Origin of the sequence: Streptomyces sp. ICC4 (assembly GCF_003287915.1) — a bacterium.
Taxonomy (GTDB): Bacteria; Actinomycetota; Actinomycetes; order Streptomycetales; family Streptomycetaceae; genus Streptomyces; species Streptomyces tritrimontium.
In genome coordinates this window covers 2769650-2793402 of the sequence record NZ_CP030286.1, presented here as the reverse complement: position 1 = coordinate 2793402, position 23753 = coordinate 2769650, and the positions used below count along the sequence as shown (strand labels likewise).

At 74.1% G+C, this 23753-nt stretch carries 18 protein-coding genes and 1 pseudogene; 14 read left to right on the top strand and 5 right to left on the bottom strand.

The annotated features are described in order from the left end of the window. The first annotated feature begins 113 nt into the window (after window positions 1–113). The 3 genes from DRB89_RS13020 to DRB89_RS13010 all read left to right on the top strand — a co-directional run bounded on the left by DRB89_RS13020 (window position 114) and on the right by DRB89_RS13010 (window position 4631). Entirely contained in the window at window positions 114–1253 is a 1140-nt protein-coding gene (locus tag DRB89_RS13020) for a PP2C family protein-serine/threonine phosphatase (protein WP_112448587.1), read from the top strand. Window positions 1254–1416: 163 nt separating this feature from the next. Beyond that, a complete protein-coding gene (locus DRB89_RS13015; RefSeq protein ID WP_112448586.1) occupies window positions 1417–2244 on the top strand; it encodes an ABC transporter ATP-binding protein in 828 nt (275 codons plus the stop codon). Further along, window positions 2244–4631 (top strand): FtsX-like permease family protein, encoded by a 2388-nt coding sequence (locus DRB89_RS13010; protein WP_112448585.1) that lies wholly within the window; start codon window positions 2244–2246, stop codon window positions 4629–4631. The genes DRB89_RS13015 and DRB89_RS13010 overlap by 1 nt, the downstream gene beginning before the upstream one ends. Before the next feature lie 248 nt (window positions 4632–4879). On the opposite strand, the gene DRB89_RS13005 is transcribed toward DRB89_RS13010, so the two are convergent. Beyond that, window positions 4880–5353, bottom strand: coding sequence for a DUF4232 domain-containing protein (locus tag DRB89_RS13005; RefSeq protein ID WP_162688561.1), 474 nt, complete (start codon window positions 5351–5353; stop codon window positions 4880–4882). A gap of 190 nt (window positions 5354–5543) precedes the next feature. Between DRB89_RS13005 and DRB89_RS13000 the strand changes: the two genes are divergently transcribed. From DRB89_RS13000 to DRB89_RS12980, 5 genes are all read left to right on the top strand, one after another. Then, window positions 5544–5747, top strand: a complete 204-nt coding sequence (locus DRB89_RS13000; RefSeq protein ID WP_112463277.1) for a hypothetical protein — start codon at window positions 5544–5546, stop codon at window positions 5745–5747. A gap of 94 nt (window positions 5748–5841) precedes the next feature. Next, the gene (locus DRB89_RS12995; protein ID WP_112451836.1) at window positions 5842–7107 is read left to right on the top strand and encodes an NAD(P)-binding domain-containing protein; all 1266 of its coding nucleotides are present in this window, start codon (window positions 5842–5844) and stop codon (window positions 7105–7107) included. A gap of 13 nt (window positions 7108–7120) precedes the next feature. Then, window positions 7121–7411, top strand: a complete 291-nt coding sequence (locus DRB89_RS12990; RefSeq protein WP_112451837.1) for a hypothetical protein — start codon at window positions 7121–7123, stop codon at window positions 7409–7411. 14 nt (window positions 7412–7425) lie between these two features. Beyond that, window positions 7426–9519: a SpoIIE family protein phosphatase gene (locus tag DRB89_RS12985; protein WP_112451838.1), complete on the top strand. Its 2094-nt coding sequence runs from the start codon at window positions 7426–7428 to the stop codon at window positions 9517–9519. Window positions 9520–9586: 67 nt separating this feature from the next. Continuing rightward, complete coding sequence (locus DRB89_RS12980; RefSeq protein WP_112451839.1) at window positions 9587–9766, top strand: hypothetical protein; 180 nt, start codon at window positions 9587–9589, stop codon at window positions 9764–9766. 115 nt (window positions 9767–9881) lie between these two features. On the opposite strand, the gene DRB89_RS12975 is transcribed toward DRB89_RS12980, so the two are convergent. After that, the gene (locus tag DRB89_RS12975) at window positions 9882–10307 is read right to left on the bottom strand and encodes a DUF6299 family protein (protein ID WP_112451840.1); all 426 of its coding nucleotides are present in this window, start codon (window positions 10305–10307) and stop codon (window positions 9882–9884) included. Between the two features lie 186 nt (window positions 10308–10493). On the opposite strand from DRB89_RS12975, the gene DRB89_RS12970 reads away from it, so the two are divergent. The 5 genes and pseudogenes from DRB89_RS12970 to DRB89_RS12950 all read left to right on the top strand — a co-directional run bounded on the left by DRB89_RS12970 (window position 10494) and on the right by DRB89_RS12950 (window position 17242). Next, window positions 10494–11117, top strand: coding sequence for a DUF4352 domain-containing protein (locus tag DRB89_RS12970; RefSeq protein ID WP_112451841.1), 624 nt, complete (start codon window positions 10494–10496; stop codon window positions 11115–11117). 57 nt (window positions 11118–11174) lie between these two features. After that, on the top strand, window positions 11175–11669 hold the full coding sequence (locus DRB89_RS12965; RefSeq protein ID WP_112451842.1) for a DUF5949 family protein: 495 nt from the start codon (window positions 11175–11177) through the stop codon (window positions 11667–11669). Window positions 11670–11869: 200 nt separating this feature from the next. Then, a pseudogene (locus tag DRB89_RS12960) lies at window positions 11870–13065 on the top strand (RNA-guided endonuclease TnpB family protein). 40 nt (window positions 13066–13105) lie between these two features. Further along, on the top strand, window positions 13106–15187 hold the full coding sequence (locus tag DRB89_RS12955; protein WP_343234846.1) for a serine/threonine-protein kinase: 2082 nt from the start codon (window positions 13106–13108) through the stop codon (window positions 15185–15187). A gap of 72 nt (window positions 15188–15259) precedes the next feature. Next, window positions 15260–17242, top strand: a complete 1983-nt coding sequence (locus tag DRB89_RS12950) for a serine/threonine-protein kinase (protein ID WP_112449652.1) — start codon at window positions 15260–15262, stop codon at window positions 17240–17242. 28 nt (window positions 17243–17270) lie between these two features. Here DRB89_RS12950 and DRB89_RS12945 read toward each other — a convergent pair whose 3' ends face one another. The 3 genes from DRB89_RS12945 to DRB89_RS42850 form a co-directional block, all read right to left on the bottom strand. Beyond that, window positions 17271–18524 carry a cytochrome P450 gene (locus tag DRB89_RS12945; protein WP_112449651.1) on the bottom strand — a complete coding sequence of 418 codons (1254 nt, stop codon included), beginning with the start codon at window positions 18522–18524 and terminating at the stop codon, window positions 17271–17273. Window positions 18525–18636: 112 nt separating this feature from the next. Beyond that, the gene (locus DRB89_RS12940) at window positions 18637–19848 is read right to left on the bottom strand and encodes a low temperature requirement protein A (RefSeq protein ID WP_112449650.1); all 1212 of its coding nucleotides are present in this window, start codon (window positions 19846–19848) and stop codon (window positions 18637–18639) included. 28 nt (window positions 19849–19876) lie between these two features. After that, entirely contained in the window at window positions 19877–20596 is a 720-nt protein-coding gene (locus tag DRB89_RS42850; RefSeq protein WP_162688559.1) for a CbiX/SirB N-terminal domain-containing protein, read from the bottom strand. A gap of 271 nt (window positions 20597–20867) precedes the next feature. Between DRB89_RS42850 and nirB the strand changes: the two genes are divergently transcribed. Further along, entirely contained in the window at window positions 20868–23651 is a 2784-nt protein-coding gene (nirB, locus tag DRB89_RS12925) for a nitrite reductase large subunit NirB (RefSeq protein WP_112449648.1), read from the top strand. Window positions 23652–23753: the final 102 nt, after the last annotated feature.

The window sequence follows — 23753 nt, the reverse complement described above, 5'->3', positions numbered from 1 at the left end:
GCCATCCTTACCAGGGCAATCCGTCCCGGTCGATCTCTTTTCGGTCGCCGATGGACCCATCTCCGGGGGTACCCCTGCGCGCGCACAGCCAGGATGGATAGGGTCCCGAAGCAATGGCCGGAGCACGTGTGGAGACCCTCCTGGCCCGGACGCGCATGCTGTCGCACCGGGCACGCACCGCCCTGCGCAAATCCGCCGTCGACTACTTCCGCGGCGACGCCTCCGATTGGCTCGCCTTCGGCGGCCTGCTGCTCACCATCCCGGCCATCGCCTGCGGCACGCTGATGCTGCCGGTGTGGTTCTCCCCGTCCGCCCTCGTCCTGCCCATCGTGGCCGGCGGCCTGCTGCTGCGCCCCGCCAGCCTGCTCGCGCTGTACGCGGCCTCCGCGGCCGCCCTCATCGTCGAGGCCCTCGTCCTCGGGCCGTACACCCAGGGCCCGGCCCGGGTCACGCCCGGCACCGTGCTGGTCGTCGCCGCCTGCGGGTTCTTCGGACTGGTCATCGCCCAGTTCCGCAGCCGCGTCGGCGTGCCCTGGCGGCGCGGCGGCACCATGCTCTTCGACCTGCGCGAACGCATCCGGGTCCAGAGCAAGCTGCCCTCCCTGCCGCGCGGCTGGCACCGCGAGATGGCCCTGCGCCCGGCCGGCGGCCAGTCCTTCTCCGGCGACTTCGTCGTCGCCGCCCGCACCAACGGCGGCCGCACCCTGGAGATCGTCCTCACCGACGTCTCCGGCAAGGGCATGGAAGCCGGCTCCCGCGCCCTGCTGCTCTCCGGCGCCTTCGGCGGACTCCTCGGCGCCCTGCCCCCGCACGGCTTCCTGCCCGCCGCCAACGGCTACCTGCTGCGCCAGGACTGGGACGAGGGCTTCGCCACCTCCATCCACCTCGTCCTGGACCTGGAGAGCGGCGACTACGAACTCCTGTCCGCCGGCCACCTGCCCGCGCTCCAGCTCTGCGCCGGCACCGGGCGCTGGCAGGAGGTCTCCGGCGACGGCCCGCTGCTGGGCGTCTACGACGGCGCGGAGTTCGAACCCGCCCGGGGCAACCTGCGCCACGGCGACGTCCTGATGCTCTTCACCGACGGGCTCGTCGAGACCTCCGAACGCGACATCAGCGAAGGCATGGACCGACTCACCGGCGAGGCCGACCGGTACGTCGCCGCCGGCTGGGAGGGCGCGGCCTGGCACCTGATCGAAAAGGTCGCCAAGGACGTCAACGACGACCGCGCCCTGCTGCTCATCCGCCGGGACTGACCTGCCGGGCGGCAGGCCTTGGTGGGGGAGGCGCGGTGGGGCGTGGTAGGGGAAACCCCACCACACATGCGCCAGGTCCCGTCATGGTCCCCGCCACCGCTCCCTCCGTAGCGTCGAGACCGTCACCACACAGGCAACGACGCACAGCGGAAGGCGGCACACCATGGGGTTCCGGCGGACCAGACGACAGGCCGAACGACAGGCCGGGCAGCGGTCCACGCACGACGCCGCCCCCGCCGTCGAGCTGCGCGGCGTCCGCAGGCAGTACGGGCGCGGCTCCGCCGCCGTCCACGCCCTGCGCGGCATCGACCTCGGCCTGCCGCGCGGCACCTTCACCGCCGTGATGGGCCCCTCCGGCTCCGGCAAGTCCACCTTCCTGCAGTGCGCCGCCGGACTCGACGTCCCCACCGCGGGCTCCGTCCGCCTCGGCGGCACCGAGATCACCGGCATGAACGAGAACCAGCTCACCGAGCTGCGCCGCAGCCGCCTGGGCTTCGTCTTCCAGGCCTTCAACCTGCTGCCCTCGCTCACCGTCGAGCAGAACGTCCTGCTCCCCATGCGCCTCGCCGGCGGACGCCAGGACCACGGCCGCGCCGCCGACCTGCTCGACCGCGTCGGCCTCGGGGGCAAGGGCCGGCGCCGCCCCGCCGAACTCTCCGGCGGCCAGCAGCAGCGCGTCGCCATCGCCCGGGCGCTGGTCACCCGGCCCGACGTGATCTTCGCCGACGAGCCCACCGGCGCCCTCGACACCACCACCGCGGCCGAGGTCCTCGGCCTGCTCCGCTCCGCCGTCGACTCCCTCGGAGCCACCGTCGTCATGGTCACCCACGACCCCGGCGCCGCCGCCCACGCCGACCAGGTGCTCTTCCTCGCCGACGGCCTCATCACCGACCGGCTCCCGCGCAGCTCCACCGCCGCGATCGCCGCCCGGATGACCGCCCTCACCACCGGTCCCACCACCGGTCCGGTGCTCGCGGGAGCGGCCGCCTGATGGCCCCGCGCCCCAACGGCCTGGCCCGCGCGGCGCTGCGGCTGCGCCCCGCCGCCTTCGCCGGCACCTTCGTCGCCCTGCTCATGACCGTCGCCATCGTCTCCGCCTGCGGACTCCTCCTGGAGTCCGGCCTCCGGGCGAGCACCCCGCCGACCCGGTACGCCGAAGCCCCCGTCGTGGTCGCCGCCGACCAGCGGGTCACCCTGCGCGTGGGCAGCGGCGAGGGGGCCTACGACGTCTCCGCGCAGGTCCCCGAGCACGCCCGGGTGGACGCCGCGCTCCTGGACCGGCTGGCCCCGCTGGGACGGGCCGTGCCCGATGTGGCGTTCCCCGTACGGGACACCGCGGGCGCCCCCGGCCCGGCCTTCGACGCGTACGGCTGGGGCTCCACCGCCTTCAGCCCCGCGCAGCTGCGCGCGGGCCGCGCCCCGGCCGCCCCGGGCGAAGTCGTCCTCGGCGGCGGACCCGCCTCGGACGGGGACGGCCGGGTCACCCTCGACACCCCCGCCGGACAGCGGGAGTTCCGGGTCGTCGGGCGCACCGACCGCCCCGGCGCCTGGTTCTCCGACGCCGAAGCGCGCGCCCTCTCCGGACACCCCGGAACCCTCGACGCCATCGTGGTCTTCGGGGCCGACGCCGAACGGGTCCGGGCCGCCGTGGACGGCCGCGCCCAGGTCCTGACCGGCGCCGACCGCGCCATGGACCCGCAGCTCGCGGGCGCCAAGGAGATGCTGGCCGGCCTCGGAGGCTCCTTCGGCGGCATCGCCACCCTCGTCGCCGTATTCACCGCCGCGGGCACCGTCGCGCTCTCCGTCGGCCAGCGCTCCCGCGAGTTCGCCCTGCTGCGCGCCGTCGGAGCCACCCCGCGCCAGATCCGCCGCACGGTCGCCACCGAAGCCCTGCTCGTCGCACCCGCCGCGGGCGCACTGGGCCTCGTACCCGGCATCGCGCTCGCCTCCTGGTGGTTCGGACAGCTCAAGGAGAAGGGCGCCATCCCGGCCGCCGTGGACCTGACCATCGGCTGGATCCCCCTGGTCAGCGCGGTCGGCATCGGAATCGTCACCGCCCTGCTCGCCGGCTGGGCCGCCGCCCGCCGCCCCGCCCGCATCCGCCCCGGCCAGGCCCTCGCCGCGGCCGCCGTGGAACGCCTCGGGCCCGGGTGGATCCGTACCCCGCTGGGCCTCGCCGCCGTGGCCGGGGGCACCGCGTGCGCGAGCCTGGCCGCCACCAGCAGCGGGCCCGACGCCGCCAACGCCGCGCTCGGCGTCGTCATGCTCTTCATGCTCGCCGTCGCGCTGCTCGGCCCGCTGATCGCCCGCGCCTGCGCCGCGCTCTTCGGACTGCCCCTGCGGGCCGCGGGCGCCGCCGGCTCGCTGGCCGCCGCCAACTCCCGTACCAACGCCCGCCGCCTCGCCTCCGCGATCACCCCGATCGTGCTCGCCATGGCCTTCTCCTCCACCCTGGTCTTCCTCCACACCAGCCAGGACCGGGCCGTGAGCCGGCAGCAGGAGGCCGGGCTGCTCGCCGACCACGTCATCACCGACCCGCACGACACGGACCGGGCGGTCGCGGCCGGGGCGGTCGCGCTCACCCGCACCTCCGTCCTCGCCGTCGTCGGCTCCGGACCGGAGCGCCTGATCCACAGCGCCTCCGCCCAGGGCGTCACCGGGGACATCACCACCGTCGAGGACCTGGGCGTGCTCTCCGGGGACCTCGCCCGGCTGGCGCCCGGCAAGGTCGCCGTCGACCGGACCCTGGCCGACGCCGACCGCGCCGCCGTCGGCGACCGCATGGACCTGCGCCTCCCGGACGGCACCCGCACCACCCCCGAGATCGTGGCCGTCTACTCCCGCGGCCTCGGCCTCGGCGAGATCACCCTCCCCGCCGCCGACCTGGCCGGCCACACCACCGCCGGCCGCCCCACGGAACTCCTGGTCCGCGGTCCGCTCCCCACGGGCTTCGGCCCGGCACTGTCCGCTTCCGCCTGGACCGCCGAGCGGAGCATGGAGCGCGAGGTCAACGCCTGGGCCAACACCACCATGGCGGCCGTCCTCGGCGGCTTCGCGGCCGTCGCCGCCGCCAACACCCTGGTGATGACCGTCCTCGACCGCCGCCGCGAACTGGGCATGCTGCGGCTGGTCGGCTCCACCCGCCGCCAGGTGCTGCGGATGCTCCGCTGGGAAGCCCTGCTGGTCAGCGGCGCCGGCGTCACCCTCGGCTCGGCGATCGCGCTGGCCACGCTGATCCCGCTGACCAGGGCCGTGACCGGCACCGGCCCGTACGTCCCGCCCGTCGTCTACGTCTCCTTCGTGGCCGCCGCAGTGGCCCTGACCCTGGCGGCCACATCCCTCCCGGCCCGAGGCGCCCTCCGCGGCCCCCGCCCCTGACCGCCGCCGGGCGGATCCCGCCGGCGTTAGGGGCGCGGAGCCGGGGGCGGAGCCCCACAACCCCCGGGCGCACCCCGGACTCCAACGGGCCCGACCCGGCCCGGGAAACACTGAAAGGGCGGGGAGGGCCAAGCCCCGCCGCCCGGCCCACAGGCCCGGACCGCCGGCCCGAACCGGCGAAGCCACTGCCGGCCCACCGGCCCGGACCGGCGGAGCCACCCGCCCGGACCGGCGGAGCCACCGGTAGGTCACCGCCCGGTCGCCCCCCAAGCCCCGATCCCGAGCTTTCCGGTGTTCCCGAGATCCACCGACTGCTTCACCCGCAGTTCCAGCCGCGGCGCGCCCGGCCGTGGCGTGACCAGGAGCCCCCAGGCCTCCGCCGCCGGGACGTCCGGCTCCGTGAGCAGGTTCCGCCACACCAGCAGCACCTCGGCCGCCTGCCCCGGTCGGAGCGTCACCTTCCCCGGCGGGGCCTCCGCCCCCGTGGGGGAGGACGTGATCCCGGCCGCGCCGTGGCCGACCGACACCCCCCGCACCGGGGCGTTCGCCCTGTCCAGCAGCTCGATCTCCGGGTAGCCCTCCAACTCGTAAGGCTGATCCCCGCAGTTCACCAGCTGCACCGCCCCCACGCGCAACCCCATCGCCGCGTTCACGAGCCCCTCGGAGAGCCGCACCCCGCCCTCGGGACACGCGTCGGCGCGCGGGACCTGCGTCGGACGCACCCCGGCCGACACCGTCGGCCCCGGCGCCCGGGCGGGCGCGGGCGGCGCCTCGCACCCTGCTGCCCCTGATACACATCTGACGCTGCCGCGGATCCTCCGGGGGGGGAGGCGGGGAGCGGTGGGGGGGGGGCGGAGGGTGGAGATCGGGCAGGGGGCACCGGTATGGTTGGAGACCAAGGAGCCACGGCCGTTGCTGGCGACGATGGCGGCGTTCCTGGGGCGGGGGGCGGGGAAGGCCGGGCGGCTGCTGCGCGGTGTTCCCGAGCACGGCCGCCGCAAGGCCCGCGCGGTGGTCCGCGCCCCGCGCCAGCGCGGCGAGCAACCGGCCGGAGCTGCCTCGCGGCCGGCTCCGCCGGAGGCGCCGGCCGAGCCGGACGAACTGGTGACCCGGTGAACCCGGTGCACCGGTGCCGGGTCTGACGACAGGTCCGGGGACGCCGGCAGGGGTACACGAACCATGAGAGTGGAGGGACAGAGCGGTGACGCGGATGGACGATCTCGTGGTGGTCGGAGCGGGGCCGTACGGGCTCTCGATCGCCGCCCACGCGGCCGGTGCGGGGCTCGGGGTGCGGGTGCTCGGGCGGCCCATGGCCTCGTGGCGGGACCACATGCCCGAGGGGATGTACCTGAAGTCGGAGCCGTGGTCCTCCAACCTGTCCGCGCCCGGCGGGCGGTACACGCTGGCCGAGTACTGCGCGGGCCGCGGCATCCCCGCGGAACACGGAACTCCGCTCCCCATCGGGACGTTCAGTGCGTACGGGCTCTGGTTCGCCCGGCACGCCGCACCCCCGGTGGAGGAGGCGACCGTCATGGAAGTCACCCCGCAGGGCGAGGGTTTCCGGATCCGCACCGCCGAGGGGCCGCCCCTGCTCGCCCGGACCGTCGCGCTGGCCGTGGGGGTCATGCCCTTCGTCCGCTACCCAGACGCGCTGCGGGAGCTGCCCGCGGGCCACTACTCGCACAGCAGCGGCCACGGCGACCTGGCCCGCTTCGCCGGCCGCGAGGTCGCCGTGCTCGGCGCCGGGCAGGCGGCCCTGGAGACCGCCGCCCTGCTCGCGGAGAACGGGGCCCGGCCCTGCCTCGTCGCCCGGCGCGCCCGGCTGAACTGGAACACCGTGCCGCAGCCGCTGCGCCGGCCCCCGCTGCGGGCCCTGCGCGCCCCGCACAGCGGCCTGGGCACCGGCTGGCGCAGCTGGGCCTGGTCGGAGCTGCCCTGGGCGGTGCGCCGGCTGCCCGCGCCGACCAGGGAGCGGATCGCGGCGACCGCGCTGGGCCCGGCGGGGGCCTGGTGGCTGCGGGAGCGCTTCGAGCGGCGGGTCCCGGTCCTGCTCGGGCACCGGCTGCACCGGGCGGCCGCGGCCGGTGAGCGGACCCGGCTCGGCCTGACCAACGCTGCCGGGGAGTCCGTCGTACTGGACACGGCGCACGTGATCGCGGCGACCGGGTTCGCCCCGGACCTGGCCCGCCTGGAGCTGCTCGACGCGGGGCTGCGGGCATCGCTGGCCACCGTGGGGCGGAGCGGGACGCCGGAGCTGAGCCCGGGCTTCGAGTCCTCGTGGCCCGGCCTGTTCTTCGCGGGGCTGCTGACCGCTCCCTCATTCGGCCCTTCCATGCGATTCGTGCACGGTGCCGGCTTCACGGCGGGGAGACTGGTGTCAGGAGTCCGCGAGCGGCTGGGCGCCGGCGGCCCGCGGGCGGGTTCCCGCGGCGCGTTCCGGGCCGACAGGGCTCCGGCGGCCGGGCACAGAGCGTGAGAAGGGGTCCGCGATGAGCGCTGAGCGAGCACAGGGCCGCGGCTGGGTGAGGATTCCCGCCAGCCGTGCGGAGCAGCCCGGCACGGCGCGGGCGGCCCCCGCGCACCCGCAGGCCCCGTACCAGAGCGCCCCGTACCAGCAGACTCCTTACCCGCAGGCCCCGTACCAGGGCACCCCGTACGACCCCTCGACGATCTACCTCTCCCTCGTCAAACGCTGGCGGGAGGCCGGTCGCACTCTTCCGGGGCATCCTGACGAGGAGTGGGAGCGGCTCATTTCCCAGCCGTGCTGGCCCGGTCGTTAGGCGGTGTGACTCTCGTGGCAGCGGCGGAGCGACGCGACAAGCGGCCGGAGAGCCGTGCGACCCCCCTCACCGGCCCCGGTGAGCGGCTCGCGCTCAACGGCATGGGCAGCTTCGAGTGGGACCTCACCGCCGGGACGATGGTCCTGGACGAGGCCGGGATGGCGGTCTTCGACCTGGATCCGGAGGTGTTCGACCAGACCCCCGAGGGCCTGGGCCTGCGGATCCCGCAGGACGACTCCGAGCGGCTCGCGGAGACCGTGATGGCGGCGATCAGCGCCGGCGAGGAGACGTACGGCCAGTACTTCACGGTGCGCCGGCGCGACGGCCGCGACCAGTGGACGCACACCCAGGGACGGGTGATCCGGGACGAGGAGGCGCGGCCGGTACGGATCGTCGGCATCGTCCGTGACGCGACGGCCGAGCTGGCCCACCTCACGGTGCTGCGCAAGCTCGAATCGGCGCGCGCCCAGCAGGCCACCATCGTCCAGCGGACCACCGAGGCCCTGTCGCGGGCGGTGACGGTCGACGACGTCACGGCCGCCCTGACGGGCGCGGGCGCGCTGGAGCGGCTCGGGGCGGACGGACTGGCCCTCGGCCTGGTCGAGGGCGGCACCATCAAGATCATCGCGTTGAGCGGGGAGTCCCTGGAGATCCTCAGCGAGCGCAGGTTCACCCGGCTGGACGGTTCGCTGCCGCTGTCCCGGGCGGTGATCACCAGGAAGGCACGTTTCGTCACCTCGCTCGCCGCGCTCTCGGACGAGTTCCCGCTCCTCGCCGACTACCTGGGCCGCATCCGCTACGACGCGGCCGCCTACCTGCCGCTGATCGCGCAGGCCAAGGCCATCGGCGGGCTGGTGCTGTTCTACCGGCACCGCACCGACTTCAGCCCCGAGGAGCAGAACCTGTGCCTGGGCCTGGCCGGCATCGTCGCCCAGTCGCTCCAGCGGGCCCTGCTCTTCGACCAGGAGCGGGAGTTCGCCACCGGCCTGCAGGCGATGATGCTGCCGCGCCGGATCCCCGACATCACCGGCGGCGAGATCGCCGTGCGCTACCACTCGGCCTGGAGCGGGCGCGAGGTCGGCGGCGACTGGTACGACGTGATCGCACTGCCCCGCGACCGGGTCGGCATCGTGGTGGGCGACGTACAGGGCCACGACACGCACGCCGCCGCCATCATGGGCCAGCTCCGCATCGCCCTGCGGGCGTACGCGGGCGAGGGGCACCCGCCGTCCACCGTGCTGGCACGGGCCTCGCGCTTCCTCGCCGAACTGGACACCGAACGGTTCGCGACCTGCATGTACGCGCAGGTGGACCTGGAGACCGGAGGGGTACGGGCGGTTCGCGCGGGCCACCTCGGCCCGCTGATCCGGCACACGGACGGGCGAACGGGCTGGCCCAACGTGCGCGGCGGCCTGCCGCTCGGGCTGGCCACGCTCTTCGAGCGCGAGGAGTTCCCCGAGACCCGCCTCGACCTGGTCCCCGGCGAGACGCTCGTGCTGTGCACCGACGGCCTGGTGGAGGAGCCCGGCACCGCCATCACCCAGGGCATGGAGGCCCTGGCCCACGCGGTCCGCAGCGGCCCCCAGGAGGCCGGGGCGCTCGCCGACCACCTCTCCGACCGGCTGTGGGAGCGCTGGGGCTCCGGCGACGACGTCGCCCTGCTGGTGCTGCGCCGGGCCCCCGACCCGGGCACCCACCGGGCCCCGCGCATCCACCAGTACGTCCACCAGGCGGACCCGGAGGGGCTCTCCGAGGCCCGCTACGCCCTGCGGCAGGCGCTGCGCGACTGGGGCATGCCGGAGCTCGCCGACGACGTGGAGCTGGCGGCGGGAGAGCTGCTGGTCAACGCCCTGCTGCACACCGACGGCGGGGCGGTGCTGACGATGGAGGTGCTGCCGGAGCCGGTCCGGCGGATCCGGCTCTGGGTCAAGGACCGCTCCAGCGTGTGGCCGCGCAGGCGCACGCCGGGGGAGTCGGCGACGACCGGGCGCGGGCTGCTGCTGGTGGACGCGCTGGCCACGCACTGGGGGGTGGAGTCCCGGGGCGACGGCAAGGCGGTGTGGTGCGAGTTCGACGCGGCGGGCAGCGCCGCCCGGAGCGCGCCGTGACCGCGCGCTCACGCCGAGTTGTGGGGCGGGCGGTGCGGGGTGATGATGCCGCCATGGAACGGATCTCGTGGATCTCACCGTGCGCCGCCTGAACAGGCGTGCGGTGACGGGCGCCCTGGCGCTGCTGCTGTTCGCCGCGGGCGTGCCCGCGGTGGTGGACTGGACGACCGGCCGTCCGCACGCGGACCCCGGGTGCCAGACGGTGGCCTTCATGTCGATGACGGGCGTGGCGCCCGAATGCCGCTGACCGGCGGCCCGGGCCGACCTGCGGCCCGCGCTTGCGCCCGGCCGCTGACCGGCGGCCCGGGCTGACGCCCGGGTCCCGGTAGCGGCGGCTACCGGACCGTGGGCGGTCACCGGGCTTACCGGTGGTCGGCCACCCAGGCGTCCGTCTCGTCCCGAGCGACCGTGTCGACGGCCCGGGGCAGCAGCCCGCCGTTGAAGTGGATCTCCTGCAGTTCCGCCACGGCCTTCGCGGAGCCCTCGTGGAGTCCGAGGTCGAACCCGGGCTTGCTGCGGGCCGTCCACTGGTGCACCTGGTCGTCACAGACGGCGTCACCCGCCCCGATGCCGAGGCGGACGTCGTCCTGGACGAGGGTCGCCTTGATCTGAATCGCTCCCCCGGGTGACGCCTGCCGGCAGTGGTAGGTGCCGGAAAGAGTGACCGCGCCGTCCGCGCCGATGTGGACGCGCGACTTCACGGAAATGCCCTGATCGAAGACGGTGGCCTGCGCGGGGGCGGTGAATACCGCCGTGGCGGCCAGCGCCGAGAGTGCTGTCAGGGCCATGCGGGGGGCGTGAATGCGCACTGTTCCTCCGGGTCGGTCACGGGTGACGGGAATCCGCCGGAACGCATTGTGCTGGCATATGGAGGGCAATGCGTTCCGTGTGCTCGTGTCGGTGTGTGCAATTGCCCGCTCGGGCGCGTGAGACTGGCCGGAATACATCCCCGAAGATCCCCGAAGGGATCCCGCATGCGTCGCTCCGCTTCCGCTTCCGCTTCCGCACTCACCGCCGCAGCCCTCCTCCCGCTCCTGCTGTTCGGTGCCACGGCCTGTTCCGGCGCCCCCGAGGGGGCCGCCGTCGCCCCCGCCGCGGTGCCCGCCGTACCGGTGGACGACGGTGCTCCGGGCGCCGGGGACGATCCCGGAGCCGACCGGGAGGGGGCGGTCCGGGCGGCTTCGAAGGATGCCCATGTGGGTGACTCCGTACGGGTCAGGGGCCGGGAGGTCGGCCGTCACCTGCAGGTGGTGCTGAACGCCTACGTCGACCCCGCGGTCTCCGTGGAGAAGAACTTCGCCCCGGCGGCCGGCAAGCGCTGGGTGGCCGCCTCGATGTCGTTCGTCAACGTCGGCGGCGCCTCGTACGGGGCCCTCGGGCGCATGTGGGCGCTCGACGGCGCGGGGAAGCGCCACGCGGTGGTGCCCACCGGGGAGCTCACGACCGGCAAACCGCTCGTCTTCGATTCCCTCGCGGTCGGTGAGCGGGCTGAAGGATGGGTGGTGTTCGAAATTCCGGAAAACACGCGCATCGTGCGGCTGCAGTACCAGGACGCGAACATGCAGGCGAATTCCGGAGGTGGATTCTGGGCCGTCTAGCCCGGCCGGGTGAAACGCCGTCAAAGGGCCGGGGGCCGGACCACTAAGGTGCGGCGCATGACTTCTACCCAAGCCGAAATCGACCGCTCCAAGCTCGGCACCCTTTCGGTGCTCGCGTGGATCGGCGACCCCGAAGAGGCCCACGACATTCCCTACCTCCTCGCCTACATCCTCGGGGACGGCCCCGACGGACCGGAGGCGAGCGAGGCGGCGGCCCGCGGGCTGCTGGAGGAGATCGGCCTGCCCATCGGCGACGTGGTGATGGACGGCGTCCGCAACCCGGCCGGCTTCCCGGTGCAGATCCTCCTGGAGGGCAACCAGATCGCCCTGACCCTGCCGGGCATGAACGCGAAGTGCATCGCCCCGCCGGAGTGGGTCAAGGCGGCGGACGACAGCGGCCAGGCGTACTTCCTCTTCGCCACGCGCGCCTGGCCCGAGGCGGCCCCCGGCCTGCCCGTCGCGCCGGAGACGCTGCAGGCGTTCGCGGGCGACGAGTCGGTGCTCACCGGCAGCGCCCACGCCGTCCTCGCGGTACGCCGCCTGCAGCGGTAGGCGTACGCGATCAGCGGCCCCCGCTCCGGCCGCCGGGCCCCCAGCCCGCCCGGTGGCCGGTCCGTGTTTTCCGGGGTGCCGACGGGATCCCTAATGGCGGCCGAAGTCCCTTGGTATGCGGCGGGGTTGGCCCCGGGGGAGGATCGGTGTCCTGACCAGCAGGATTGATCTTCACCTGGTGTGCCTCTAGTTTGTGAGCCATGACATCCCCTCACGTGAAGCGGGCGTTCAAGTACCGCTTCAACCCGACGGATGCGCAGGCGGCCGAGCTGTCGCGCACCTTCGGGTGTGTGCGGAAGGTCTACAACCTGGCGCTCCGGGCCCGCACGGAGGCATGGGCACGTCAGGAGCGGGTCAACTACAACGCCACTTCCGCGATGCTGGCCGGATGGAAGAAGACCAAGGAGCTGTCCTACCTGTCCGAGGTCTCTTCGGTTCCGTTGCAGCAGACGCTTCGGCACTTGCAGGTCGCCTACACCAACTTCTTCGCGAAGCGGTCCCAGTACCCGCGCTTTAAGTCGCGGAAGAAGTCCCGCAAGTCCGCCGAGCCCACGGCCTCCGCATTCCGGTTCCGGGACGGGCGCCTTACTCTCGCCAAGATGGCGGAGCCGCTGGACATCGTGTGGTCGCGTCCGCTGCCAGAGGGTGTCACGCCGTCCACGGTGACCGTGTCGCAGGACGCGGCCGGACGCTGGTTCGTGTCGATGCTGTGCGACGACCCGACCGTCCAGCCGCTGCCCGCGCTGGAAACCGCCGTTGGCATCGACGCCGGTATCAGCGCACTGCTGACCCTGTCGACCGGGGAGAAGGTCACGAACCCGAAGTTCGGACAAGCCGACCGGGCCCGTCTCGCGAAGGCACACAAGACTCTCGCCCGTAAGGCCAGGGGCGACGGCGCCAACTGGCGCAAGGCCCGCGTCCGGGCCGCGAAGGTGTACGCGCGGATCGCCGACCGGCGCCGTGACCACCTGCACAAACTGACCACCCGACCCGTGCGTGAGAACCAAACGCTCGTGATCGAGGACCTGACCGTGCGCAACATGGTCAAGAACCACAGCCTCGCCCGCGCCATCTCCGACGCGGCGTGCGCGAGATGCGCATGATGCTGGAGTACAAGGCGGCCTGGTACGGGTGGAACCTGGTCGTTGTCGACCGCTGGTTCCCCTCCTCCAAGTTGTGCTCCGCCTGCGGCACCATCGCATCGAAGATGCCCCTGAACGTCCGCACGTGGACGTGCGACTGCGGGGCGGCCCACGACCGCGACGTGAACGCGGCGAAGAACATTCTGGCGGCCGGGCTGGCCGTGTCAGTCTGTGGAGCCGGTGTAAGACCTCAACGGAATCATCCGGGCGGGCAGTCGGCGACGAAGCAGAAACCCCCACGGCGCGAGCCGTAGGAATCCCCTCCCTTGAGGGAGGGGAGGATGTCAAGGTTCAATTCCGTGCGAGAGAGACGCAGCCCGTGTTCCCCGGCAGATTCGAGTAGCGCGCATGGTCGAGCCCGTGGGACCCGCAGATCCCCGAAGCATCGGCCCGTACCGGCTGGAGGGCCGGCTGGGGGCGGGCGGCATGGGGCAGGTCTATCTCGCGACCTCACCGGGCGGCCGCAAGGTCGCGGTGAAGGTGATCCGCCCCGAGCTGGCCGACGCTCCCCAGTTCCGGGCCCGGTTCGCCCGTGAGGTCGACGCCGCGCGTCAGGTGGGCGGATTCCACACGGCCCAGGTGGTGGACGCGGACCCCGAGGCGGCGGCTCCCTGGCTGGTCACCGCGTACATACCGGGCCCGACCCTGCAGCAGGTCGTCGCCGAGAACGGCCCGCTCGCCCCGGACGCGGTCCTGCGGCTCGGTGCCGGTCTGGCCGAGGGCCTCGCGGCGATCCACCGGTGCGGGCTGGTCCACCGTGACCTGAAGCCCGGGAACGTGATCCTCGCCGAAGACGGCCCCCGCATCATCGACTTCGGCGTCGCGCACGCCCCGGGAGCCGAGGCGATGACCCGCACCGGCACGGTCATCGGCACCTATGCCTACATGTCGCCCGAGCAGATACGCGCCGACCGGGTCTCGCCCGCCAGCGACGTGTTCGCACTCGGCTCGGTCCTGGCCTTCGCCGCCACCGGCCGCAGTCCCTTCGACGCGACGACCGTGCCGGCCATCGTCCACCGGGTCACCGGCGAACCTCCCCTGCTCGACGGACTCTTCGGCCGTCTGCGTGACCTGGTCACCGTGTGCCTGGCCAAGGACCCCGCCGGCCGCCCGTCCACCGCCGAGGTTCTGGCCCGGCTCTCGGTCACCGGCGGCAGCGGCACCGGCAGCGGCACCGGGCCGGCACCCGGTGTCCCGTTCAACGACCTCCCCACCGCACCGGGTTCCGGGCCCGCCGCCCCGCCCGCCGCCGCACCCGGGGCCTCGCCCACCACCTCGCCCGTCGTCGCCGAGGCCTCCGCCAGGACCCTGCCCCGGCGCACGCTGCTCTTCGGCGGGCTGGCCGCCGGTGCGACGGCCGCCGCCGTCCCCGCGTACTTCCTGTGGCGGAGGCCGGGCACGGACCCGGATCCCGGCAAGCCCGTGGCGCGCCTCGCGGGCCACGCCAACGAGGTCGCCTGCCTCGCCTTCGGCCCGGACGGCAAGACCCTGGCCAGCGGCAGCGACGACGACACGGTGCGGCTGTGGGACGTGGCCACCGGCCGCACGATCACTACGTACCGGGGACACACCGACAACGTCATGTCCCTGGCCTTCAGCCCGGACGGTCACACGCTGTACTCCGGCGGCTCCGACAAGACCCTGCGGCGCTGGGACCTGCGCACCGGCAGGCCGATGAGCGTCGTCGCCTCGTACGACGGGGAGTACGACTACGTCGGCTCCCTGGCTGTGAGCCCGGACGGTGCGACGCTCGCCGTGGGCGTCGGGGCCAGGGCCGAGCTCGTGACGGTTTCCACCGGTCGCGCCTTCGCCACCCTCACCGGGCACGGCGGCAGCGTCAACGACATCGCGTTCAGCCCGGACGGCAAGATCCTCGGCAGCGTGGCTTCCGAGACGGGCGCCAAGATCTGGCTCTGGGCCACCGACACCGGCCGCCGGCTGGGGACCCTCACCGGCGAGACCAAGGACCACTTCAACTCGGTGCAGTTCAGTCCGGACGGCAAGACCGTCGCGGGCGCGGGTCCCGGGGTCCAGGTGTGGGACCTGGCCACCGAGCGCCTCACGGCCACCCTCACCGACCCCCATCCGTACGTCTCCACGGCGGCGTACCACCCGGGCAGCGCGGTGATCGCGGGGGCCGGAGGCGCGCGCGAGCCCAACACGGACGACCAGACCGGCAAGACCGTCAGCCTCTGGGACGTGTCCACCGGGAGCGTCACCAGGACCCTGACGGGCATCATGCCCAACTCCCTGGGCGACACCTACATCTCGGCGGTGGCCTTCAGCCCGGACGGCAAGACTCTGGCGGCGAGCCTCAACCAGGTCGCCAGCTCCGACGAGTCGGGCCACTCGGTCCAGCTCTGGAAGCTCTCCTAGTGCGGTCGCCGCACCAGCCCTCGCCGCTCCCCGGCTCGACCGGGGACCCGGCCTCTCCGACGGAAGGCATCCATGGACGCGTTGTTGCCCGGCGATCCCCCCTGGGTGGGTCCCTACCGGCTGGAGGGGAGGCTGGGTGCGGGCGGTATGGGCGTGGTCTACCTCGCCACCTCGCCGGGGGGCCGCAACGTCGCCGTGAAGCTCATCCGGCCCGAGCTGGCCGCGACCCCGCAGTTCCGCGTCCGGTTCGCCCGTGAAGTGGACGCCGCCCGCCAGGTCGGCGGGTTCCACACGGCCCAGGTGGTGGACGCGGATCCCGAGGCGGCCGCTCCCTGGCTGGCCACCGCGTACATACCGGGGCCGACCCTGCAGCAGGTCGTCGCCCGGGGCGGTCCGCTCGGCGCCGATGCGGTTCTGCGGCTCGGTGCCGGTCTGGCGGAGGGGCTCGACGCGATCCACCGCTGCGGCCTGGTCCACCGTGACCTGAAGCCCGGCAACGTGATCCTCGCCGAGGACGGCCCGCGCATCATCGACTTCGGCATCGCGCGCGCCGTGGACGCCAGTTCACTCACCGCCACCGGGTCGGTCATCGGTACGTACGCCTACATGTCGCCCGAGCAGATCCGTGCCGACCGGGCCGGTCCCGCGAGTGACGTGTTCGCGCTCGGCTCGGTCCTCGGCTTCGCCGCCACCGGCCACAGCCCCTTCGGCGCGCCCACCCTCCTGACGGTGGTCCAGCGGATCCTGGACGAGCCGCCCGCGCTCGACGCCCTCGACGGGGAGCTCCGGCTCCTCCTGGACGCCTGCCTCGCCAAGGACCCGGACGACCGGCCCCGCGTCCCGGACCTCCCCGCCCGGTTCGCGGGAGCCCCCGAGAGCGGGGCGGCCGCGGGCCAGACCCGGCCGGCGGTTCCGGCGACGGCCCCCGCCTCCGCCGCGACTCCGCCCCCGACGCAGGCCGCGACGGTGAAGGATCCGGCCGCGCGGGCGGATCCGTACGCCGCCACGCGCACGGGTCTCGCCCCGGCGACGCCCGCGACGCCCGTGGCCCCCGGGCTGTCCGCCCCCGCGCCGTCCGCCCCCGGGCCGGCCGCGGCCCGGGTGTCGCGGCGCACGCTGGTGTTCGGCGGCCTCGGGGTCGTCGCCGCGGCCGCGGCGGTCGGCGTACCGCTCTACCTGAGCCGGGACGACAGCTCCCTCGAGGGCCCCTCCGGCATGCGTGCGCTCGCGTTCAGCCCCGACGGCGGGACGCTGGCCGCCGCCAGCCCGGACGGAACGATCTGGCGGTGGGACATGCCCAGCCGGCGCAGCACGGTCACCCGCATCGAGATCGCCCACTACGTCCAGGCCAACGCGTTCAGCCGGGACCTCAGACTCCTCGCGAGAGCGGAGGAGAACCGGATCCAGCTGTGGGACGTGGCCACCGGTCGTAGCGCGGGCACCTTCACCGGGGCCACGTCGTACGACCTCCAGGAGGGCTTCTTCGCCTCCGTCGCCCTCAGCCCGGACGGCAGCACGCTGGCCGGGAGCAGCGGCAAGGGGGTGTACGTGTGGGACGTGGCCTCGGGCCGCGCCCACGACGTGCGCGACGGTGTGAAGCGGGGGCCGACGGCGTTCGGCCCGGACGGCGGCCTGCTGGCCGCCGGCGCCCCCGTCCAGGTGCGGCGGATGCCCGGCGGCCAGACCGTGGCCGCGCTCGCCGGCGAGCCGAACGATGTCGCGGAGTTCGCGGCGTTCAGCCCGGACGGCCAGATCCTGGCCGTCGCGCAGAGGGACTACACGGTGCGGCTGTGGAACGCCGCTTCCCAGCAGGACATCGCCGCCCTGGACCGCCACCGGTCCGTGATCCTGGCCCTCGCGTTCCACCCGGGCGGCCGGATCCTGGCCAGCGCGGACCGGGACGGGAAGGCCTTCCTGTGGGACACGGCCTCGGGATCGACCACCGCGGAATTCACCAGCGACGACACCATCGAGGCGGTGGCGTTCAGCCCCGACGGCAAGACCCTCGCGGCGGGACTCGACACCGGCACCGTCCGCCTCTGGGACGTCCCTTGAGGGTCCGCGCGGGGACTTCGCCTTCGGCCTAAGGCTGCTCGAACGCGAAGCGCAGCGAGCGGACCCGGTTGTCGAAGCTGGATCCCGCGAGATCGGGCAGGCCGACCGCCCGCAGGCCGACCGGGCGGGTCAGCAGCTCGCGGAAGAGCGCCTTCATCTCCACCCGGGCCAGGTGCGCGCCCAGGCAGAAGTGCGGTCCGCCGCCGCCGAACCCCAGGTGGGGGTTGGGGGAGCGGGTGATGTCGAAGGCGTCCGGGTCGGGGAAGACCGCCTCGTCGCGATTGGCGGAGGCGTAGTACAGCACCACCTTGTCGCCGGGAGCGAACAGGTGCCCGCCCAGGGTGTGTTCGGCGACGACCGTCCGACGGAACTGGATGATCGGCGTGGAGTGGCGGATCATCTCGTCCACCGCGCCGTCCGCGTGCGCCTCGAAGTCTTCGAGCAGCAGGTCGCGTTGGTCCGGGTTGTCGGTCAGCAGGGTCAGGCCGTGGGTGATGGCGTTGCGGGTGGTCTCCACCCCGGCCACCATCAGCAGCGAGAAGAAGGCGCCGAGCTGGCGGGCTCCCAGGGCCTGTCCGTCCACGTTCGCGGTGACCAGCGCCGAGATCAGGTCGTCCGTCGGGTTCTTGCGCCGCTCGCGCCCGATGCCCGCCACCATCCGCTGCATCCTGGCCAGGGCCCGCAGCCCGCGCCCGGGCATCCGCAGCCGGGCCGCCAGGCCCCGCTCCACGCCGATGTGCTCGGAGGCGTGGTTGACGCGGTCGGCGATCTCGGCGCGGTGGCGCTCCGGGATGCCCATCATGTTGCAGATGACCTCCAGGGGCAGCCGCGAGGCCACCGCCGAGACGAACTCGTCCGGCCGCGCGTCCAGTACGTCGTCCACGATGCGCGCCGCCACCGCGTGGATGTCCTCCTCGGCCGCCGCCAGCAGCCGGGGCGTGAAGGCCCGCTGCACGATCTTGCGCAGCTGCGCGTGATCGGGGCCGTCCAGATTGACCATCGAGTCCCCGAACAGCGCCCGCACCCACCGGGCCGGCTCGGGCGTGGTCACCCCGGGCGCGCTGGCGAACACCTTGGGGAGCCGGCTCGCCTCCTGGACGTCCGCGTGCCGTACGAGGGCCCAGTGCCCGGCCCCCTCGGGGACGAACACGGGGGCGTCCAGGGCCCGCAGGCGGGCGAAGGCGGCCAGCCGGTGGGCGGGCGGCGCCTGCCAGAAGGCGGGATCGGCCAGTTCCCCGCCGGGGTCGCCGCCCGCGCCGTGCCGTTGTGCCGGGAGTGTCATGGCCTGCCTCCAGTTGCGACGCGTCTTCCTGCGCTGGAGAACGGCGGGGGCGGCGCCGGAGTGACGGTCCGGCGCGGCGCCGTTGCCGGGGCTCCGACCCGGACCCCGCGCCTCACCCGCCGGCGGGGCCGGATTCGGCGGGACCGGGCGGGGTGTGGGCGGCCAGGACCGTGCCGACCACGACCGTCGCCGCCGCGACCAGGCCCGCGTACAGGACGGCGTACGGGCCCGCCCAGGTGCAGGCGAGCACCGCGAGGGCGGAGAGGGGCAGGGTCAGCTGCTGGGCGGGGCCCCGCTTGAAGTGGCGGGAGTGCAGCAGCCAGACCATCAGCAGGAAGACCGCCGTGGCGACGGTGACGGAGGCGTTCGCGGCGAGCTGTGAGATGTGCATCCCCCAGACTCCGTCCGGGGGGACCCCCAGGCCGACCGCGTGCTCGACCGCGACCTCGATGCCCGCGCCGATCGCCGCGCCCGAGGCGAAGATCAGAAAGTGCCCGTAACCCCACGGGATCGCCTCCCGGTTGGAGGTCAGGTGCTCGTGCATCGGCACCGCGAAGTAGATCCACCAGGCGGCGAAGACGATCAGCAGCCCGCCGCCGGCGATGGGCAGCAGTTCGCCCAGGGCCTCGTGCTCGTCGAGCGCCGACTTCACGGCCACCGTGCTCGCCGAGATCGTCTCGCCCAGCACGATGATCGTGAACAGGCCGTACCGCTCCACGATGTGGTGGGCGTGCCACGGCGTCTGGTGACCGTGCTCGGCCACCACGGGGACCAGCAGTTCCGCGACGACCAGGATCAGGAACAGCCAGCGTTTGGCGCCGTCCGGGGCGAACAGCAGCGCCACCCAGCCGGCCTGGCAGACGACCAGCCCGGCCGCGTACTTCAGGGCCGCCGCCCGGGCCGCGCCGCGCTCGCCGGCGGCGGCCCGCAGCCACTGGGCGGTGAGCGCGACGCGCATGATCAGGTAGCCGATGACGGCCGTCGTCCAGTCGTCCTGGTCGAAGGCTCGGCTCACGCCCGCCGCGTAGACGAGCACGCCGGCGATCTGGACGAGCGTGGCGATCCGGTAGGGCACGTCGTCGCAGTCGTAGGCGGAGGCGAACCACGTGAAGTTCATCCACGCCCACCACACGCCGAAGAAGACGAAGAAGTAGCTGACCACGCCGGTGCCGGGATGGCCTTCGGCCAGGGCGTGCACGAGGGCGGCGCCCGCCTGCGCGATCGCGACGACGAAGCAGAGGTCGAAGAAGAGTTCCAGCGGGGTCGCGGCGCGGTGGCCCTCGTCCCGGCTGCGGGCGGTCATGGGTACGTAAGCCAGAGCCATGCCGTCCAGGACAGCAGTCCCGCGGGGCTCAGCAGGCGAGGCGCGCGGCCCTCAGGGCCCGTGTGCCCCGGGCGGACTCGTACCTCCCGATGACGAGCCGGGCCAGGCGCGGATGGTCGGCCAGCGGCTCCGAGACCGTCCAGGCGGCCGAGCCGTTCAGGGCGTGCGTGAAGCGTCCGGGGGCCAGCAGGTGCGCGGCCACCGCGATCCGGCGGTACCCGGCGGCCTGGAGGGAGGCCAGCGCCTCGGGGACGGTCGGCCCGGCGGAGGTGAGGTAGGCGGGGAGCACCGGGACGGGCTCGGGGCCCTCGTGCTCCAGCAGGGCGGCCAGCTGGGCGGCGCAGGTCCGGGTGCCGGCGTTCCCGCCGGGGCGCGAGGAGCCCGCGCCGGCCACGACCACCGCGTCGGCCCGGGTGTAGGGGCCGCGGCGGCGCTCGGCCTCGCGCAGCCGGCCGAGCAGGGCGACGGCGATGTCGCGCTCGCCGCTGAGGCCCTCCGTGAGCACGCAGCCGGTGCCCTCCAGGACGGCGGGGATGTCGACGCGGCGGTGGTAGCCGTCGCCCAGGAGCAGCGGGACGACCACCGAGCGCGGGTGCTCCCGTACGACCTCGGCCAGCGAGGGGCGCTGCACGTCGAGGTGGCCGACGAGCGCGTGGACCCCGCTGAGGGCCTCGATCGCGGCGGTCAGGCGGCGAGAGGTCGCGGCGGCGGCCGGGGCCGCGCTGCCGTGGACGGCGAGTACGAGCATGTGGTCTGCCTCCCTGGTCCCGCCCGGGTGTCCTCCTCCCACGCTAGGCCCGCCGGGGGCCGGGGGGAGCCCGGCCAAGGACCTGCGTCGCAGGTCAGAGGTCCTGTGCGGAAGAGGCCGCTCTCCCCGGACCGAGGGGCCCTTTTCGGACGTCCGGGGCTGTGGAGCGGACCTACCGTCGAAAGGTCGGAATACAAGCACGCGTGAGGTCCCCCGGCCGTCCCGGCCCCCGGCGACCCGCGCGGCTCTAGGGACACACGGAGTGAGATCCATGGGGCAGACGCTGGTTGTCATCGGCCACGGCATGGTGGGACACCGCCTGCTGGAGGCGCTCGCCGAACGCGACGCACTCGCCGACCCGGCCCGCCCCGAGCGCGGCGGCTGGCAGGTCACCGTCCTCGCGGAGGAGGACCGCCCGGCCTACGACCGCGTGCACCTGTCCGCGGCCTTCACCGGCTCCACCGGCGAGGAGCTGTCCCTGGTCGCTCCCGGGTTCCTGGAGCGGCACGGCATCGACCTGCGGCTCGGCGACCCGGCCGAACTGGTCGACACCGCCGCCCGTACCGTCACCGCCCGCTCCGGCGACGTGCTGCGCTACGACGCGCTGGTGCTGGCGACCGGCTCCTACCCCTTCGTGCCGCCGATCGACGGCGCCGACGCGGAGGGCTGCTTCACCTACCGCACGCTGGACGACGTCGCGGCGCTGACCGCCTACGCCGCGGAGGAAGGCTCCCGCACCGGTGTCGTCATCGGCGGCGGACTCCTCGGCCTGGAGGCGGCGGGCGCGCTGCGCACGCTCGGACTGACCACGCACGTCGTGGAGTTCGCGCCCCGGCTGATGCCCCTGCAGGTGGACGACGGCGGCGCGGCCGCCCTGCGGGCCACCATCGAGTCCATGGGCGTGGCCGTGCACACGGGCGTCGGCGCGGCCGGCGTGCAGATCCACCCCGACGGGCGGGCGCAGGCGCTGCGGCTGACCAACGGCGAGGAGATCGGCTCGGACGTCGTCGTCTTCTCGGCCGGCGTACGTCCGCGCGACCGCCTGGCCCGCGAGTGCGGCCTGGCCGTGGGCGACCGCGGCGGCGTCGTCGTGGACGCCCACTGCCGCACCAGCGACCCGTACGTCTACGCGATCGGCGAGTGCGCGCAGACCGTCGACGGCAAGGTGTACGGGCTGGTCGCGCCCGGCTACCAAATGGCCGAGACCGTCGCCGAGGCCCTCGCGGGCTCCGGCGAGCTGACCTTCACCGGGGCCGACACCTCCACCAAGCTCAAGCTGATGGGCGCCGACGTGGCCTCCTTCGGCGACCCCTTCGCGCCCGAGGGCCGTGACGGGGCCGTCTCGGTCGTCTTCTCCGATGCCCGCGAGGGCGTCTACAAGAAGCTCCTGCTCGGCCCCGACGGCGCGCTGCTCGGCGGCATCCTGGTCGGCGACGCGGAGGCGTACGGCTCCTTGAAGCCGCACGCCGGCCGGCAGCTGCCCGCCCCGCCGGAGGCCTTCATCCTGCCGTCGACCGAAGGCGTGGCACTGCCCGGCGCGGACGCGCTGCCCGACGACGCGGTGGTGTGCAGCTGCCACAACGTCACCAAGGGGCAGGTGCGCGACGCGGTGGTCGCGGAGTCCCTCACCGACATCGGCGGCGTCAAGAAGTGCACCAAGGCGGGTACGGGCTGCGGCGGCTGCATCGGCACGCTGCAGGCGGTGCTGGACGCCGAACTGTCCGCGGCGGGCATCGAGAAGCCGCGCGGGCTGTGCGAGCACTTCACCCTGACCCGGGCGGAGATCTACGAGAAGATCCGCACCGAGCGCATCCGCGGCTTCAGCGAGCTCCTGGAGACCTACGGGGAGGGCGGCGAGGGCTGCGCCGTCTGCAAGCCGGTCGTCGCCAACGTGCTGGGCACCCTGGCCCCGGACCTCGGCATCGGGCACATCCTGTCGGGCGAGCAGGCGGCCCTGCAGGACTCCAACGACCTCTTCCTCGCCAACCTCCAGAGGGACGGCAGCTATTCGGTCGTCCCGCGGGTCGCGGGCGGCGAGATCACGCCCGAGCAGGTCATCGCGCTGGGCGAGGTGGCCCGGGACTACGGCCTCTACACGAAGATCACCGGGGCGCAGCGGATCGGGCTCTTCGGCGTCAGGAAGGAGCAGCTGCCCGACATCTGGCGGCGGCTCGGCGGCGCCGGATTCGAGTCCGGGCAGGCGTACGGGAAGTCCCTGCGCGCGGTGAAGTCGTGCGTGGGAGCGCGCTTCTGCCGCTTCGGGCAGGGCGACTCGATCCAGCTGGCCATCGATCTGGAGCTGCGCTACCGGGGCCTGCGCACCCCGCACAAGTTCAAGGGCGGCGTCTCCGGGTGCCTGCGCGAGTGCGCGGAGGCGCGGGGCAAGGACATCGGCGTCATCGCCACCGCCAACGGCTGGAACCTCTACGTCGGCGGCAACGGCGGAGCCACTCCGCGCCACGCCGACCTGCTGGCCTCGGATCTGGACACGGCCGAACTGTTCGCGCTGATCGACCGGTTCCTCATGTACTACGTCCGCACCGGCGAGCGCCTGGAGCGCACGGCGGCCTGGCTCGAGCGGCTCGGCGGGAGCGCGGCCGGGCTGGAGCACCTCAAGGAGGTCCTGATCGAGGACTCGCTCGGCATCTGCGCCGAGCTGGAGGCGCAGATGGAACGCCACGTGGGCGCCTACGAGGACGAGTGGGCCGCGGTCCTGGAGGACCCGGCGGCGCTGGAGCGCTTCGGAACCGTGGACTTCGGGACGGCGGCGGGAGCGGCCGCGGCGGACGCGCTGGAGCCGGGCCGCGGGCGCACCGCGGTGCTGGCGGACGGCACGCAGGCCGCGGTCTTCAAGGACCGCGCGGGCGAGGTCTACGCGGTCGGCAACCGGGACCCCTTCTCGGGCGCCGACGTCATCGCCAACGGGATCATGGGCTCGCGGGGCGGGGTGCCCGTCGTGGCCTCGCCGATGCACAAGCAGGTCTTCGACCTGCGCACCGGCATCTGCCTGGACGACCCCGAGGTGTCCCTGCCGCTGGTGGAGCTCCGGCCGTAGGGCCCTGCGGGCGCATGGCCAACGCACTGTGGGCGACGGGACCTTGTCCCGTCGCCCACAGTGCGTTGGCCTCTGATGCGCGGGGCGGCGGAAGCGGACGCT